The sequence below is a fragment of the Bradyrhizobium sp. genome, from assembly GCF_035273305.1.
Classification (GTDB): domain Bacteria; phylum Pseudomonadota; class Alphaproteobacteria; order Rhizobiales; family Xanthobacteraceae; genus Bradyrhizobium.
Map to the genome: position 1 here is coordinate 1 of NZ_DATEPI010000186.1, position 14569 is coordinate 14569.

17 protein-coding genes and 1 pseudogene are annotated in these 14569 nt (G+C 59.4%); 14 read left to right on the forward strand and 4 right to left on the reverse strand.

Going from position 1 to position 14569, the window contains the following annotated elements; translation table 11 throughout:
* The 13 genes and pseudogenes from VJV58_RS12985 to VJV58_RS13045 all read left to right on the forward strand — a co-directional run.
* Positions 1–270, forward strand: a pseudogene (locus VJV58_RS12985) (urea ABC transporter permease subunit UrtC); the annotation flags it as partial.
* Positions 271–273: 3 nt separating this feature from the next.
* A complete protein-coding gene (gene urtD, locus VJV58_RS12990) occupies positions 274–1035 on the forward strand; it encodes an urea ABC transporter ATP-binding protein UrtD (RefSeq protein WP_324137754.1) in 762 nt (253 codons plus the stop codon).
* A gap of 4 nt (positions 1036–1039) precedes the next feature.
* Positions 1040–1735, forward strand: a complete 696-nt coding sequence (urtE, locus tag VJV58_RS12995; protein ID WP_324137755.1) for an urea ABC transporter ATP-binding subunit UrtE — start codon at positions 1040–1042, stop codon at positions 1733–1735.
* 51 nt (positions 1736–1786) lie between these two features.
* Complete coding sequence (locus VJV58_RS13000; RefSeq protein WP_324137756.1) at positions 1787–2614, forward strand: urease accessory protein UreD; 828 nt, start codon at positions 1787–1789, stop codon at positions 2612–2614.
* A 30-nt stretch (positions 2615–2644) separates the two neighbouring features.
* Positions 2645–2947 (forward strand): urease subunit gamma, encoded by a 303-nt coding sequence (locus VJV58_RS13005; RefSeq protein ID WP_324137757.1) that lies wholly within the window; start codon positions 2645–2647, stop codon positions 2945–2947.
* A gap of 11 nt (positions 2948–2958) precedes the next feature.
* Positions 2959–3264, forward strand: coding sequence for an urease subunit beta (locus tag VJV58_RS13010; protein WP_324137758.1), 306 nt, complete (start codon positions 2959–2961; stop codon positions 3262–3264).
* Between the two features lie 134 nt (positions 3265–3398).
* Positions 3399–5111 (forward strand): urease subunit alpha, encoded by a 1713-nt coding sequence (gene ureC, locus VJV58_RS13015; protein ID WP_324137759.1) that lies wholly within the window; start codon positions 3399–3401, stop codon positions 5109–5111.
* 104 nt (positions 5112–5215) lie between these two features.
* A complete protein-coding gene (locus VJV58_RS13020; RefSeq protein ID WP_324137760.1) occupies positions 5216–5515 on the forward strand; it encodes a putative quinol monooxygenase in 300 nt (99 codons plus the stop codon).
* Between the two features lie 23 nt (positions 5516–5538).
* Positions 5539–5838, forward strand: a complete 300-nt coding sequence (locus VJV58_RS13025) for a putative quinol monooxygenase (protein WP_324137761.1) — start codon at positions 5539–5541, stop codon at positions 5836–5838.
* A gap of 7 nt (positions 5839–5845) precedes the next feature.
* The gene (gene ureE, locus VJV58_RS13030; protein WP_324137762.1) at positions 5846–6451 is read left to right on the forward strand and encodes an urease accessory protein UreE; all 606 of its coding nucleotides are present in this window, start codon (positions 5846–5848) and stop codon (positions 6449–6451) included.
* On the forward strand, positions 6432–7175 hold the full coding sequence (locus VJV58_RS13035; RefSeq protein WP_324137771.1) for an urease accessory protein UreF: 744 nt from the start codon (positions 6432–6434) through the stop codon (positions 7173–7175). Before ureE ends, VJV58_RS13035 begins: the two co-directional genes overlap by 20 nt.
* 75 nt (positions 7176–7250) lie before the next feature.
* Positions 7251–7895 (forward strand): urease accessory protein UreG, encoded by a 645-nt coding sequence (gene ureG / locus VJV58_RS13040; protein ID WP_324137764.1) that lies wholly within the window; start codon positions 7251–7253, stop codon positions 7893–7895.
* Between the two features lie 302 nt (positions 7896–8197).
* Entirely contained in the window at positions 8198–9856 is a 1659-nt protein-coding gene (locus VJV58_RS13045) for a CHASE domain-containing protein (protein WP_324137765.1), read from the forward strand.
* A 53-nt stretch (positions 9857–9909) separates the two neighbouring features.
* Here the strand turns inward: VJV58_RS13045 and VJV58_RS13050 are convergent, their stop codons facing one another.
* Both VJV58_RS13050 and VJV58_RS13055 read right to left on the reverse strand, forming a co-directional pair.
* On the reverse strand, positions 9910–10458 hold the full coding sequence (locus tag VJV58_RS13050; RefSeq protein WP_324137766.1) for a sigma-70 family RNA polymerase sigma factor: 549 nt from the start codon (positions 10456–10458) through the stop codon (positions 9910–9912).
* Positions 10458–10685 (reverse strand): NepR family anti-sigma factor, encoded by a 228-nt coding sequence (locus VJV58_RS13055; protein ID WP_324137767.1) that lies wholly within the window; start codon positions 10683–10685, stop codon positions 10458–10460. Before VJV58_RS13055 ends, VJV58_RS13050 begins: the two co-directional genes overlap by 1 nt.
* 211 nt (positions 10686–10896) lie before the next feature.
* Here VJV58_RS13055 and VJV58_RS13060 point away from each other — a divergent pair, with 211 nt between their 5' ends.
* Positions 10897–11697 carry a response regulator gene (locus VJV58_RS13060; protein ID WP_324137768.1) on the forward strand — a complete coding sequence of 267 codons (801 nt, stop codon included), beginning with the start codon at positions 10897–10899 and terminating at the stop codon, positions 11695–11697.
* A 103-nt stretch (positions 11698–11800) separates the two neighbouring features.
* On the opposite strand, the gene VJV58_RS13065 is transcribed toward VJV58_RS13060, so the two are convergent.
* Both VJV58_RS13065 and VJV58_RS13070 read right to left on the reverse strand, forming a co-directional pair.
* Positions 11801–13051 (reverse strand): arsenic transporter, encoded by a 1251-nt coding sequence (locus tag VJV58_RS13065; protein ID WP_324137769.1) that lies wholly within the window; start codon positions 13049–13051, stop codon positions 11801–11803.
* Between the two features lie 190 nt (positions 13052–13241).
* On the reverse strand, positions 13242–13940 hold the full coding sequence (locus VJV58_RS13070; RefSeq protein WP_324137770.1) for a Crp/Fnr family transcriptional regulator: 699 nt from the start codon (positions 13938–13940) through the stop codon (positions 13242–13244).
* Positions 13941–14569 lie beyond the last annotated feature (629 nt).

The following is a 14569-nucleotide window of genomic DNA, read 5'->3' on the forward strand; positions in this document are numbered from 1 at the left end:
GGCGGGCGTGGCACCTTGATCGGTGCGGCGCTTGGCGCCGTTCTCGTCAATTATGCCAAGACTTTTTTTACGTCGGGTTCGCTTGCGCCGTACTGGCTGTTCATGCTCGGCGCGATGTTTATCCTGGTGACGCTGCTGTTGCCGAAAGGAATCATCGGCACGTTGAATGCCTGGTGGGAGCCGTGGAAGGCGCAACGTCTGACGGTTGCAGCGAACGTTATCAGCGCCGCGCGAGAAGACGGCATCAGCGAATCCGGGATGGCGGAGTAGCACATGAACGTCATGGATACCCGGGCCACTTCCGCGCTGCTCTATCTCGACGGCGTGCACGTCTCCTTCGACGGGTTTCATGCGATCAACAATTTGTCGCTGACGCTTGCGCCCGGCGAGATGCGTGCCATCATCGGTCCGAACGGTGCCGGCAAGACCACGATGATGGACATCATTACCGGCAAGACCAAGCCGGATGAAGGCGAGGTGCTGTTCGATGGCGTGACCGATCTGACCCGCCTCGATGAAACCAGCATCGCGGAACTGGGGATTGGGCGGAAATTCCAGAAACCGACCGTATTTGAAAGCCATACCGTCGAGGACAATCTGCTGCTGGCGCTTAATGTCGATCATAGCGTCAAAGGCACGCTGTTCTGGCGGAAAAGCACCAATGAGACCGAGCGGATCCAGCGGGTGCTGGATACAATTCGCCTGGCTAGCGCGCGCCATCGCCTCGCGGGAAACCTTTCGCATGGGCAGAAGCAATGGTTGGAGATCGGGATGCTGTTGGCGCAGGACCCGAAATTACTGCTGGTCGATGAGCCTGTCGCAGGCATGACCGACGTCGAAACCCAGCAGACCGCCGAGCTGTTGAAGCAGATCAATCAGGACAAGACCGTGATGGTGGTCGAACACGACATGGCGTTTGTCCGCGAACTCGGCGTCAAGGTGACGTGCCTGCATGAAGGTTCGGTGCTGGCCGAAGGAACTATCGACCAGGTCTCGTCGAATGAGCGGGTGATCGAAGTGTATCTGGGACGGTGAGGGGATGCTGAACGTCGACAATATCAGCCTGTACTATGGTGCCGCCCAGGCGCTTCGCGGGGTATCGATCTCAGCGGAGCCCGGCAAGGTTACGTGCGTGCTTGGCCGCAATGGTGTCGGCAAAACAAGTCTGTTGCGCGCGCTGGTCGGCCAATACGCGATCGCAAGAGGCTCAATCACCTTCGATGGCGTCGACATCACCGGCCTGAAACCATACGAGCGAGCACGAAAGGGCATTGCGTTCGTTCCGCAGGGGCGTGAGATTTTTCCGCTGCTCACGGTCGAGGAAAACCTCAAGACCGGTTTCGGCCCGTTGAAGCGTGACGATCGCAACATTCCCGACGACGTGTTCTCGTTATTTCCAGTGCTGCAATCGATGCTGGGACGGCGCGGCGGCGACCTTTCAGGCGGTCAGCAGCAGCAGCTCGCAATCGGACGCGCCTTGGTGATGCGGCCGAAATTGCTGCTGCTGGACGAGCCGACCGAGGGCATCCAGCCATCGATCATCAAGGATATCGCCCGCGCCATCTCCTATTTGCGGAGCCTCGGCGGCATCGCGATCGTGCTGGTCGAACAATATCTCGACTTTGCCTGCGAGCTCGGCGACAATTTCGCGGTGATGGACCGGGGCGCAGTGAAATACGCGTGCCATCGCGGCAATCTCGATCGTGACGAACTTAGTCGCCAGATGGCGTTATGACAGCGATTGATGAGACGGCCGCACAAATAGCGCGCTTTTAGTTGGGGACGGATGCGGCACGAGACTTCCAGCGCTACAGCGGCGATTTTCGCGGCCAATCGTGCCCGGGGCTCAGTGAGTTTCGACTTGCAACAAGTCGAAGGCATCACCCGCAGGCGCCATTTACATGAATCCGGTTCGCTGCGCGTCCGCTTCCCCTCGCCTGAGGCGGAGGGTCTGTCGGCAGTCTTCGTCAACACCGCTGGCGGTGTCGCGGGCGGCGATCGCTTTCAAATCGAGATCACGGCCGGCCAGGGATCGCGGATCGCATTAACAACGGCGGCAGCGGAAAAAGTCTACCGTGCCGAAGGTCCAGCCGCCGAGCTCGAGATCAAGTTGAAGGCAGCAACCGGCTCGCATCTGTCCTGGCTTCCTCAGGAGACGATTCTATTTGATGGTGCCAGGCTGTCGCGCCGGATCGATGTCGACTTGGCTGAAAGCGCCTCTCTGTTGCTCGCTGAAATCGTGGTGTTTGGCCGTACCGCCATGGGCGAACGAATGCTGCGCGGTGAGTTGGTTGACTGCTGGCGGCTGCGGTGCGGGGGCAGGTTGGTGTTCGCGGAAACGGTACGCCTCGATGGCAACATCGGCGAGAAGCTCGGCAAAACCGCTGTCGCGAACGGCGGCGTGGCGGTGGGCACCGCGCTGATGGTGCCGGGTGATGAGGCGCTGCTGGAGAGAGTGCGCGAACTGTCGTTCGGAGGCGAAGTCGGCATCTCGGCCTGGAACGGGTTTGCAATGGCACGTTTCTGTGCCCAAGATGCGGCCAAGCTCCGCGCCGACATGATCGCGGTACTTCATGCCACTGGCTCGGCCTTGCCACGGTTGTGGCTCGGCTAGGCTCAAGTAGAAATCATCCAGAGTGCTCGCATGAATCTTTCTCCCCGCGAAAAGGACAAGCTTCTGATTTCGATGGCGGCAATGGTTGCGCGACGGCGGCTGGAGCGCGGTGTCAAGCTTAACCATCCCGAAGCGATCGCCATCATTTCCGATTTCATTGTCGAAGGCGCGCGTGACGGCCGCACCGTGTCCGACCTGATGCAGGCGGGCGCGCAAGTGCTCACCCGCGCCCAGGTGATGGCCGGGATTGCCGAGATGATCCCCGACATTCAGGTGGAAGCGACGTTTCCGGATGGCACCAAGCTTGTCACCGTGCATGAACCGATACGATAGGAGAACGCGCGATGATTCCTGGCGAGTTCTTCATCAAGGACGGCGACATCGAACTGAACGCCGGCCGCAAGGTGGTGACGCTATCTGTCGCCAACACGGGCGACCGTCCAATTCAGGTTGGGTCGCACTATCATTTCTTCGAGACCAATCCTGCACTGAAGTTCGATCGCAAGAAGGCGCGCGGGATGCGACTCGACATTGCTGCCGGCACTGCGGTTCGGTTCGAGCCGGGACAAACGCGCGAGGTGCAACTGGTCGCGCTTGCCGGCAAACGGGTGGTCTATGGTTTCCGCGGCGAGGTTATGGGCAAGTTATGATTCCGCACCCGCTCACGAAGTCGCTTACACCGGTCGGGGTGCCGGCGTCCCTCTGATGAGCGACGCCGCATAGCCAGGTTTGCAAAAATTACCGAGGATTGAAGTTCTCGCGATTACAAAAGGTGGTCCACGCCATGTCGGTAAAGTTGAAACGCTCGGTCTATGCCGACATGTTCGGGCCCACCACCGGCGATCGGGTCCGGCTCGCCGATACCGATTTGATCATCGAGGTGGAAAACGATCTCACCGTCTATGGTGAGGAGGTGAAATTTGGCGGCGGCAAGGTCATTCGCGACGGCATGGGACAGTCGCAAGCTACCAACAAGCAAGGCGCGGCCGATACCGTTATCACCAACGCGCTGATCGTCGACCACTGGGGCGTCGTGAAGGCCGATGTCGCCATCAAGGAAGGCTACATCAGCGCCATCGGCAAGGCCGGCAATCCCGACATTCAGCCCGGTGTGACCATCGTGATCGGCCCGGGCACCGATGTGATCGCGGGGGAAGGAAAGATCCTGACGGCCGGCGGTTTCGACAGCCATATTCATTTCATTTGTCCGCAGCAGATCGAGCACGCGCTGATGTCAGGCGTCACATCGATGCTTGGCGGGGGCACCGGTCCTTCGCACGGCACGTTCGCGACCACCTGCACCCCGGGACCATGGCACATGGGACGGATGATCCAATCGTTCGATGCCTTTCCCGTTAACCTCGGGATTTCAGGCAAGGGCAATGCCTCGCGTCCGGCATCGCTGATAGAAATGATCAGGGCTGGCGCCTGCGCGCTGAAGCTGCACGAAGATTGGGGGACCACGCCCGCCGCGATCGACAATTGTCTGTCCGTTGCCGACGATCACGACGTCCAGGTGATGCTCCATTCCGACACCTTGAATGAGTCCGGATTCGTTGAGGATACGATCAAGGCATTCAAGAGCCGTACGATCCACGCCTTTCACACCGAAGGTGCGGGCGGCGGTCATGCGCCTGACATCATCAGGATCGCCGGCCTGAAAAACGTGTTGCCGTCCTCGACTAATCCGACTCGCCCGTTCACGCGCAACACCATCGACGAGCATCTGGACATGCTGATGGTTTGCCATCATCTCGATCCCTCCATCGCGGAGGATTTGGCGTTCGCCGAGAGTCGCATCCGCAAGGAAACCATTGCGGCCGAAGACATCCTGCACGACCTTGGCGCGCTCTCGATGATGTCCTCGGACTCGCAAGCCATGGGTCGCCTCGGCGAGGTCATCATCCGCACCTGGCAGACCGCCGACAAGATGAAGAAGCAGCGTGGTCCGCTTCCCGAGGACAAGGGCAACAACGACAATTTCCGCGTCAAGCGCTACATCGCCAAATACACGATCAATCCTGCGATCGCCCACGGCGTATCGAAGCTGATTGGCTCGATCGAAAAAGGCAAGCTCGCCGATCTCGTGCTATGGTCTCCGGCCTTCTTCGGTGTCAAGCCACACTGCATCATCAAGGGCGGTTCGATCGTTGCGGCCCCGATGGGCGATCCCAATGCCTCGATTCCGACTCCGCAGCCGGTGCACTACCAACCGATGTTCGCCGCGTTCGGCAAATCCCTGACCGCGTCGTCGGTGGTGTTCTCATCGAAAGCCGCGGTGGCTTCGGGACTGGCGAAGAATCTCGGTATTGGCAAGAAGCTCTACGGCGTCGAAAATACCCGCGGCGGCATTTCCAAGAAGAGCATGATCCACAACGGCTCGACCCCCAAAATCGAGGTCGATCCTGAGACCTATGAAGTCCGCGCCGATGGCGAATTGCTGACCTGCGCGCCGGCCGAAGTGTTGCCCATGGCGCAACGCTATTTCATGTTTTGAAGCGCAATCGGCAAGATCGATTTCCTTGCTTTTGCCTCCGGCTGCGCTTCTGCGCTAAGGTCTCTCCCAGGCATTGTAGCCGAGATGAGACCGGGAGGATTTTCGTGATTTACGTCGTCGCAACACTAACCGTGAAGCCAGAGACTCGCGCCGAATTCATCGCGGCGGCGACCGCCTGCATCAACGAGACCCGTAAGGAGCCCGGTAATATCGCTTATGACATGCATGAGAGCGTCACCGATCCCACAAAGATGGTTTTTGTCGAGCAATGGGAAGACGTCGAGGCGACGCTGCCGCACCGGACCGCCGAGCACATGAAAACCTTCGGTCGGGTCGCCGTCAAATGCATGTCGGCGCCTCCCCGGATCGAGATCATCACGCCCGAAAAGGTCGACGTCCGCTAGCCAAGAACAACGGAGACAAATCGATGATCTATGTCGTCGCCACCTCCCAGGTGAAACCGGAATTGCGGGATGCGTTCATCAAGGGCGCCAAGGAATGCATCGAGGCCACCCGAAAGGAAAAGGGCTGCATTTCCTACGACAGCCACACCAGTATCAACGATCCCAATCTGTTCGTCGTGGTGGAGCGCTGGGAAAGCCGCGAGGACCTCAATGCGCATGGCCGTGCGCCGCACATGAAAGTTTGGCGTGAATATTCCGCGCCGCTAAAGGTGTCACCGACGGTCATCGAGATCATCAGCGATGGCAAGGTCGAGAAGCTGTGAGCATTTCATGATCCGCGCGACCGAGGTCCGTGGGCAGCATCGCTGGAGCGAGGCGCCGGCCGATAACGTCGTGCTTGATTTCGATGACCGGCACCGACGGCGGATGACCATGACTGGCACGCGCGGCTTGGCGTTTCTACTCGATCTGGAAAAGGCGGTCGCGCTGCGCGGCGGCGACGCGTTGGTGCTGGAGGATGGTCGGCTGATCGAGGTGGTCGCTGCGCCCGAGCCGCTTGCCGAGATTCGCTGCAACGATCCGGAGCATCTGGTTCGCGTAGCCTGGCACCTGGGTAATCGCCATCTGCCCACACAGATCACGGCCAAGGGACTGCGGGTTCGGCGCGACCACGTTATCGAGGCGATGGTCACGGGGTTGGGGGCTCGCGTGATCGGAATCGAAGCGCCGTTCGATCCCGAGGGCGGCGCCTATGCCGAACCCTCCCATGCTCATTCCCTGGAAGCAGCTTCCAGGCAGCACGCAACGCATGATCATTCCTCTCCTGATCATTCTTCGCGCGGTCATCGCGAGCATCATCACGATCACGCTCACCACGACGAGGATTGCGATCATGACGATGGTCACGGCCCTTCCCATGCTCATGCGCACAAATGAACCGGCGGCCGACGCGCAAGATGCTCGCGAGCGGATGAACGAGAGCGAATCCGCGGCGCTGTACCGGCTGATGACCTGGTTGTCGCCGGCCTTTCCGGTTGGCGCATTCTCATATTCCAGCGGTATTGAATGGGCGGTGGAGTCAGGCGATATCGCTGACGCCGATTCCTTGAGTCATTGGCTTTGCACGTTGTTGGCGGAGGGCTCCGGATTTTGCGATGCCGTGTTTCTGGCGCAGGCGCACCGCGCTACGTTGTCGCGCGACTACGCGCAATTGCGCGACATAGCCGAATTGGCCGCTGCTTTCGTGCCCTCGCGCGAACGTCATCTGGAAACCTCAGCGCAGGGCCGAGCCTTTATCGAGATCGCACGCGCGGCGTGGAATAACGACTTGCTCGGGCAAACGCTTGCGGCTTGCGAAATCAGCATGGTCTATCCCATTGCCGTAGGTGTGGTCAGCGCGGCGCATGCGATTCCGCTCGCGCCAACCATGCACGCCTTCCTTCACGGGCTCACCTCGAACTGGATTTCGGCCGGCGCGCGGCTGGTTCCGCTCGGGCAAACCGATAGCCAGCGCGTGCTGGCCTTGCTGGAGCCAGTGGTGGCTGCGACGGCGTTACGGGCCCTGAATGCCACGGTGAACGACCTAGGCAGCGCAACCTTTCGCGCCGACCTCGCCAGCATGCGGCATGAAAGCCAATACACAAGGCTATTTCGATCGTGATGATGTTTGCCAACAGGCATCTCGCCGAAACGTCTCTCGTGAATTTGGGGCAAGATCACCGAAGGGAATTTAGAAATGTTGGATCGTAACGGGCCGCTCCGAATCGGCATTGGTGGTCCGGTCGGATCGGGCAAAACGGCGCTGATGGATTTGCTGTGCAAGTCGATGCGGGAGCGCTACGACATCGCCGCGATCACCAATGACATCTACACCAAATGGGATGCGGAATTTCTGGTGCGCTCGGGCTCGTTGACGCCGGACCGCATAGCCGGCGTTGAAACCGGTGGCTGCCCGCACACCGCGATCCGCGAGGACGCCTCGATGAATCTGGCCGCGGTTGCCGACATGCGCGCGAAATTTCCCGAACTCGACCTGGTCTTGATCGAATCAGGGGGCGACAATCTCGCGGCCACATTCTCGCCGGAGCTTGCCGATTTGACGATCTACGTGATCGACGTCGCGGCAGGCGATAAGATTCCTTCTAAAGGCGGCCCCGGGATCACCCGCTCTGATCTGCTCGTCATCAACAAGATCGACCTAGCGCCGCATGTCGGCGCCTCGCTGGAAAAGATGGACATCGATGCCCGCCGCATGCGTGGCGAGCGGCCCTTTGTCATGACCAATCTGAGGAAAAGCCAAGGGCTTGACCGCATCATCGACTTTATTGAGGCCAAGGGAGGGCTCAATCCGCCGGCCTCGGCGCGGACATCTTCCGGCTGAAATCGTCGATGGTTAACGGCGCGGTCCTCTGAGGCTGGGGCGTTAACGTTTCCGCCCGTCATTTGCACAATAACGAATGGCTTTGGCGGGCGGCGGGAACGAAATTGCCGGTCAGCGAATTGGCTAACTCGGCCCTTGGCAAGATCATGCCGGCGTTGTCTAGCGATCGGCCAAGCGCAGTTGCCTGTGGGTGCTTGCTGCTTCATTATTGCGGATGTTGACTCCCTGCCTTTACTTGTGCCGCGCGGCGGACGCGATGCCTGTTCTAGCGTTCGCCAACTCCTCTTTTTCTGAGTAAGCGAGTGGTTCGGCTCAGTTTCATCATTAGCTTTATCGCGCTGATCGGGGTTCTGTTCTCCGGCCTCGCGGCTTATCGCGTCCACGACCAGGAATTGACGGTAGATGGCATCGCGCTGGCCCGCGCGATCGACGTTCACGCCAGCCTGGTTCAGGATCGGCTGACGGAGCGTGAACTGCTTGCGCGCGTTGCATCCGGCTTGTTCCGCTCGCCTTCCGTGATCAAGGCCAATATGCTGCAGCCGTTGCGCGCTTCGATCTATGCCTTCAAAACCGATTTCGTTGTCGCAGACTGGATTGCGCGGCTGAAACCGGATGAACTCGAAGCGGCTCACACCGAACTCGCCGGCGCAGGATTTTCCAATCCGACCATCCGGAATTTCGACGACACTCCGCTGGAGCCGGGCTCTCTCAACCAGCCGATCGATGTCGTGATGGATGTCGAGCCTCGGAATGCCGAGACCTTGAGCTTTCCAGGTCGTGCGCTCGATAACCAGCCGATCCTCGGATCGATGCTGGCGCGAGCCTTGGCGAGCGGGAAGCCGGTGGCGTCCGACCCTATAGCGCTGCTGCGTCCGGATGGCCCGGTGGGCCTCGTTCTTGCCGCGCCGGTTCTGCAGGACAGCAATGCGGAGCCGGCGGGCTTCGTGACATTTTCCTATGACCTTTCATCGCTCATGCTGACCAATGACGACCTGTCGTTGTTTTCGGTGGTCCTCAAGGATCCTCGCAATCCGAATGCCGAACTCATTGCCGATCAGCAGGGCCATGTCACTTCAAGGACGTCCTCTGGCCGAGAGGGGCCGCCTTCGAGCGTGCGAACGGTGACGTTCGGCGGACGCGACTGGTCGCTCGGCTATTACGCCAAGACGAACGCGTTGAAGCGCGCCGAAGAGACGGCCGCGGTCGTGGCCGCGATTGGACTGGCGCTGACCGGCATCATCTGCGGCCTGTTCGGCTATGTAGCCTACAACAATCTCCGCCTCAGCCGCGAGATCCAGGTGCGAATCGGGTTCGAACGCCGTTTGACCGCGGTTATCGATGAGCTCAATCACCGGGTGAAGAACATCCTTGCGGTGATTCAGTCGATCGTTACCCGCACGTTGCGTCACGGAGCCGATATCGACGTGGCCCGCGAATTGTTGATCGGTCGCATTCACGCAATGTCGAACGTCGTGTCGCTGCTCAGCGAAAGCCAATGGCAAGGTGTTCAATTGAAGGGCTTGTTCGAGGCGCGGGCGATCCCGCACTCCGAACGCATCGCCGTGAACGGACCCGACATCGCGGTGAGCGCGCGCGCCGCGCAGAGCCTGTCGCTGTTATTTTTCGAGCTGGCGTCGCATTCCGATGAGGGGCTTTCGCTTGTCGGCAAGCACCCGCACATCGTCGCACATTGGGAAGTGACGGGAGATGAGCCGGACAAGGTGTTTCATTTTCGCTGGGAGGAATTCAACACCAGCGAGGCGACGCGGCGAAAAGACAGCGATTTCGGGTTGATCCTGCTGGATCGGGTAGCGCCGGAAGCGCTGGGCGGAGTTTCGAAGCGCTACTTCACGGATGTCAGTTATGTCTATGAACTGACCGCGCCAATGGCGACCGTCATCGATATGACGGAGAGAGACCGCACCGAGCAATTCTCCGCCCCGGCGAAGCCGCAACGTTAGATGTCATGCGATTTCAATGCTGATTTTTCTAATCAGGTCAAAGCGGGTTCAGATCAACCGCCGCTGCCGCCGATAACCGCCCGTACGGTTTCATCGGGACCGAAATCCTCCGCGCCCTCCACATAGAGTAGCGCGCTGAGTTTCGATCGTGCCCGGTTAACGCGGCTCTTGATCGTACCAACGGCGCAGCCGCAGATCGCCGCCGCATCCTCATAGGAAAAGCCGGAGGCGCCGACCAGGATCAGAGCTTCGCGCTGGTCCTGCGGAAGTTTGTCGAGCGCGGCGCGAAATTCCTCGAATTCGAGGTGTGCGTTTTGCGCGGGCTGCGTTTTTAGCGTCTTGGCGTAGCTGCCGTCGGCGTCCTCCACTTCGCGCCGACGCTTGCGATAGTCCGATCGGAACAGGTTGCGCAGGATCGTGAACAGCCACGCCGGCAGATTGGAGCCGGGCTGGAATGAATCGATATTGGCCAGCGCACGTAACAGGGTTTCCTGTACCAAGTCGTCGGCGCGATCACCATTACCGCTCAGCGAAATTGCGAAGGCGCGCAGACTGGGTACTGATGCAAGAATATCATCGCGAAGAGAATCTGTGAGAGGCATTAGCTCCTCCCGTCTTCTGGGTCGCCCGCGTTTCCCACTTGGGGATCAGGTTTCGGTACATCAAGCTTGCGGATCAGTTCGGCGAAGCGCTCGGGCACCCCTTGGCGTACGACATCGTCGTACATCGCGCGGAGCTGGTGGCCGATCCTCGACTGGATTTCGGCATTGAGGCCGCCCTGCTTACCGGGACCCGTAGACTTCCCGGCCTGAGACTTTACTTCTTTCATGACCTGTTCCACGCTTCCCCGAGAGTTAAGTCCCTGCAGTCTCAAGAATTTTACCCTTGATATTGAGGCTTTTAGGAAGTGCTAATGCGAACTTGGCCTAAAAGTTCCGCGAAGACGGGAACTTTTATCCGACTGGAGAGTAAACAGGCACATCAGGGGGAACCGGGTCACCCCATGCAGGAAGCTTGGCCCAGACAATAATGGAGTGGGGATGTCCCGATCACAGCTCGTTGCTGAACACTTGCCATTGCTGCGGCGGTATGCCCGTGCCCTGACCGGAAGCCAAGCCTCCGGCGACGCCTATGTGGGGGCCATGCTGGAGGCGCTGCTACAGGATCCCTCATTGCTGGATGAGCAGCATGGCCCGCGCGCCGGGCTGTTCCGTCTCTTTACCCAGATCTGGAATTCGGTCGCGCTCAACGAGGATGCCGACGTCACCACACTACCGATGCCCTCCGAGCGGCGCCTTTCCAATATCACGCCGTTGCCGCGCCAAGCCTTCCTGCTGTTATCGCTCGAAGGTTTTTCGGAGGAGGAAGTCGGCTTTATTCTCGGTATTGATGTAGGCGAGACCCGCAGGCTGGCCGATGCCGCCGGCCGCGAGATGGCGGCGGAGATTGCCACCGACGTGCTCATCATCGAGGATGAAACGTTCATCGCCATGGATCTCGAGAGCCTGGTGAAGAATCTCGGGCACAATGTCATCGGCGTTGCGCGAACCCATTCCGATGCGGTCGCGCTCGCCAAGAACAAGAAGCCCGGGCTGATCCTGGCCGACATCCAGCTCGCGGACGGCAGCTCCGGACTTGACGCTGTCAACGAGTTGCTGCGGGTGTTCGAGGTGCCGGTGGTGTTCATCACCGCCTATCCGGAACGGTTCCTGACCGGCGAGCGTCCGGAGCCGGCGTTCCTGATTTCCAAGCCGTTCCAGCCCGCCATGGTCTCGGCGGTCGCCAGCCAGGCATTATTCTTCCAGCGCAATTCACGCAACCGCACGCCCAGGGTGGCGTGAACGCCTGCTATCCAAGGCAGCGAAGGTCGACGGTTTCGGATTGATAGCAAAGCGGCGCACCCCCAGCGCGCCGTTTTGTCTGAGTGCGGCGCTTTGTCTCGCTTCACCGCAAGGTGAGGAGACTCGCGACCAATGCAGGCGGCATCACCATCAGCCCCACGCCGAGGAAACGCAGAGCGTTGACTTCGATATTCTCCCGGCGAAGGGCTACCAGCCAGAGAATGGTCGCCAGTGAGCCGGTAATCGAAAGATTCGGACCTAGATCGACCCCGATCAGCATGGCGCCGATTACCGAGGCGGGCAGATGATCATTCGCTACAACCGAACGGGCTATCAGGCCGACCGGCAGGTTGTTTGCGATGTTGTCTGCGAGCGCCGTGACGATGCCGACGCCCCACGTTGCCGCCGCCTCGGATTGTGCGGCCCTGGCGCCGATCAATTCGGCCAGCCTCGATATCGCGCCGGTGCGGATTAAAGCCTGTACCATGACGAATAATCCCGCCACCAGCGGCAGCACACTCCAGGAAATTCCTGACAACAGGGATTTCGGCGACTGACGGTTCAGGCACAGGATCGTAACAGATGTGACGGTGCCACAGACCAAGGTCGGCAAGCCCAGTTGAAAATTCAGCGCCGAAGCGCCGATCAAAATAACCCCTACTGCTGCGATACCGAACGCGGACAGTTTGCCTCCCCAGCTGAGCCGGGGCTTGACGATCGCGCTCTCGATCTTTTCGTACTTGAGGGCTCGACGCTGAGTCAGGCGAAGCGCGGCATAGGTCACCACGATCGCGGCGAGCGAGGGTAGTGCGAATTGACGCAGCCAGTCGGCCAGATGCGGCATGCGTTCGCCGAACACCACGAGATTGGCGGGGTTGGAGATCGGAAGAACGAAGCTGGCTGCGTTCGCAATGAAAGCGCATACGAATAGATACGGAAGCGGCGTTGCGCCCGCCGCTCGCGTCGCCGCGTAAACGGCGGGGGTGAGGACAATCGCGGTGGCATCGTTCGAGAGCAGAACGGTGACCAAAATACCCACGAGATAAATCAACAGAAACAGCCGCTGAGGTGAACCTCGCGCGCGCGCTACAGCCAGCGCAGCCAGCCAGTCGAATAGTCCTTCCAGCCTCGCAAGTTCGGCGATGAGCATCATGCCGATCAGAAAGAAATACACATCGAGGCCCTTGCGCATTCCATCGAGTGCGTCGCTCCACGGCAAAAGGCCAAGCACGACAAGGCTCGCGGCGCCGGCGACAGCCCAGATCGCCTCCGGCAGCCGAAACGGGCGCGTAATGACGCCGAGGGTTGCAAGGGCGATGATGCACCAGGCGATGAAAGGATCGTGCGAAACCATGGATTGCTCGTTCAAGTGCCGCTCTATTCGGCTGCGAATTTGGGAGGGGCCGTCAGGAGACGGGTAGCGTTAGTGCCTGCCTTCTTACGGGTCTCGGGCAATGCCATAAAACAGACCAGCGCGCCAATGGCGACGATTGCAAACACGGGAATCAAAACTTATTGGGGTTAGGTGCTCTCGCCATGCCTCTTTACGTGTCAGGCAATAAATTTCCGAACAGCCTCTCATAATTCAGCTTCACGGCGTTGTGGCAGTCGCAGGATAACTCCATCAAACGCTGCACATTCTCAATGTGAATGTGACCGCGCTTGTAACTGATAGCTCCATAATCCTGAAGGCGGGTTGCAACCTCGGTGACGCTTGTACGCCTCACCCCAATCATTGCCGCAAGAGCGTCTTGCGTGAGCGGCACATCGGTACCTATCAAATCCATCATTCGCAACATCCAGCGGCACATCCGCGCCTCAATTCGATGGAGGGCATTACAGGCCGCCGTTTGCTGGATGTCGGCGATGAAAAACTGGTCGTGAGCCGCAAATATTTGGCGAATGCGGTTGCCGGAAAGTACGGCCTTGCGCAGAGGGTCGCGGTCGATCACAGAAGCCCTGCCGGGAGATTGGACGATAATCTTGTTTATGGAGACTTTATCATCAAGCGCCTGTGCTGCTCCGATAACGCCGTCGCGGCCGACCATGCCTGTCTGCACGATATCGCCCTCGGCAACCTCCACCATAAATGAAACGATTCCCGAATGCGGAAAGTAAACGCTTCGAATTTCGTCGCCGGGCAGCGCCAGTGAATCTCCCTGCCGCAATTCAATCGTTTTAAAATCTTTGCTCAACGCGGCGAAATCGTCGGCGGGCAGCATTGCTAAAAGCTGATTGTCCAACGGAGAAGCCTTTTGAGAAGCTCGTCGATAACAACTAACCTAAGTCCAGCGTTCAAGCCGGGTCGGATGGCGACTGCATCATGGGGTGCATCGCCTCTCGTGTCTTCCGCAGTTCTGCGATCAAGCCTTCGGCACGTTGCATTGTCACAGGATCAAACGCCGATTTCGTGAACCGCTGGCGGTGCAGGATTTTCAGGTCTAATGCTTTGCACTTATCACACATGAGACTCGCCGCTGGCTCAGGCGGGAGCGTGCATCACTCTCAGTCACCGATAAAAGCCGAGGGCGGTACGTTGAGGGTTATCAACCTAGCGCGCAGTGTTCGGTTCCGGAGATTAAATCTGTGGAAGTGGGCGTTCTTTCATCGCCAATTAGGCCGACAAATCGGGCGGGCTTCCTCTTGGCCTCTAGCCTCAACCGGCCGCAGTTGGACGGAAAGTGGAACAGGATTCGGGTCTGCCACACTAAATGCTCGATATCATTTCTGGAAAAAGTAAGGCGCGACCGGCATCACCACGGTCGCGCCCTACATCGCCGGTCAATGGGGCAGGGGGGATAACCGGCTGCCGAAATGACTCCGAGGCCCCCGGAGTCGTTCCGGGCTCCAAAACTTTTTTTGGACACGGTTA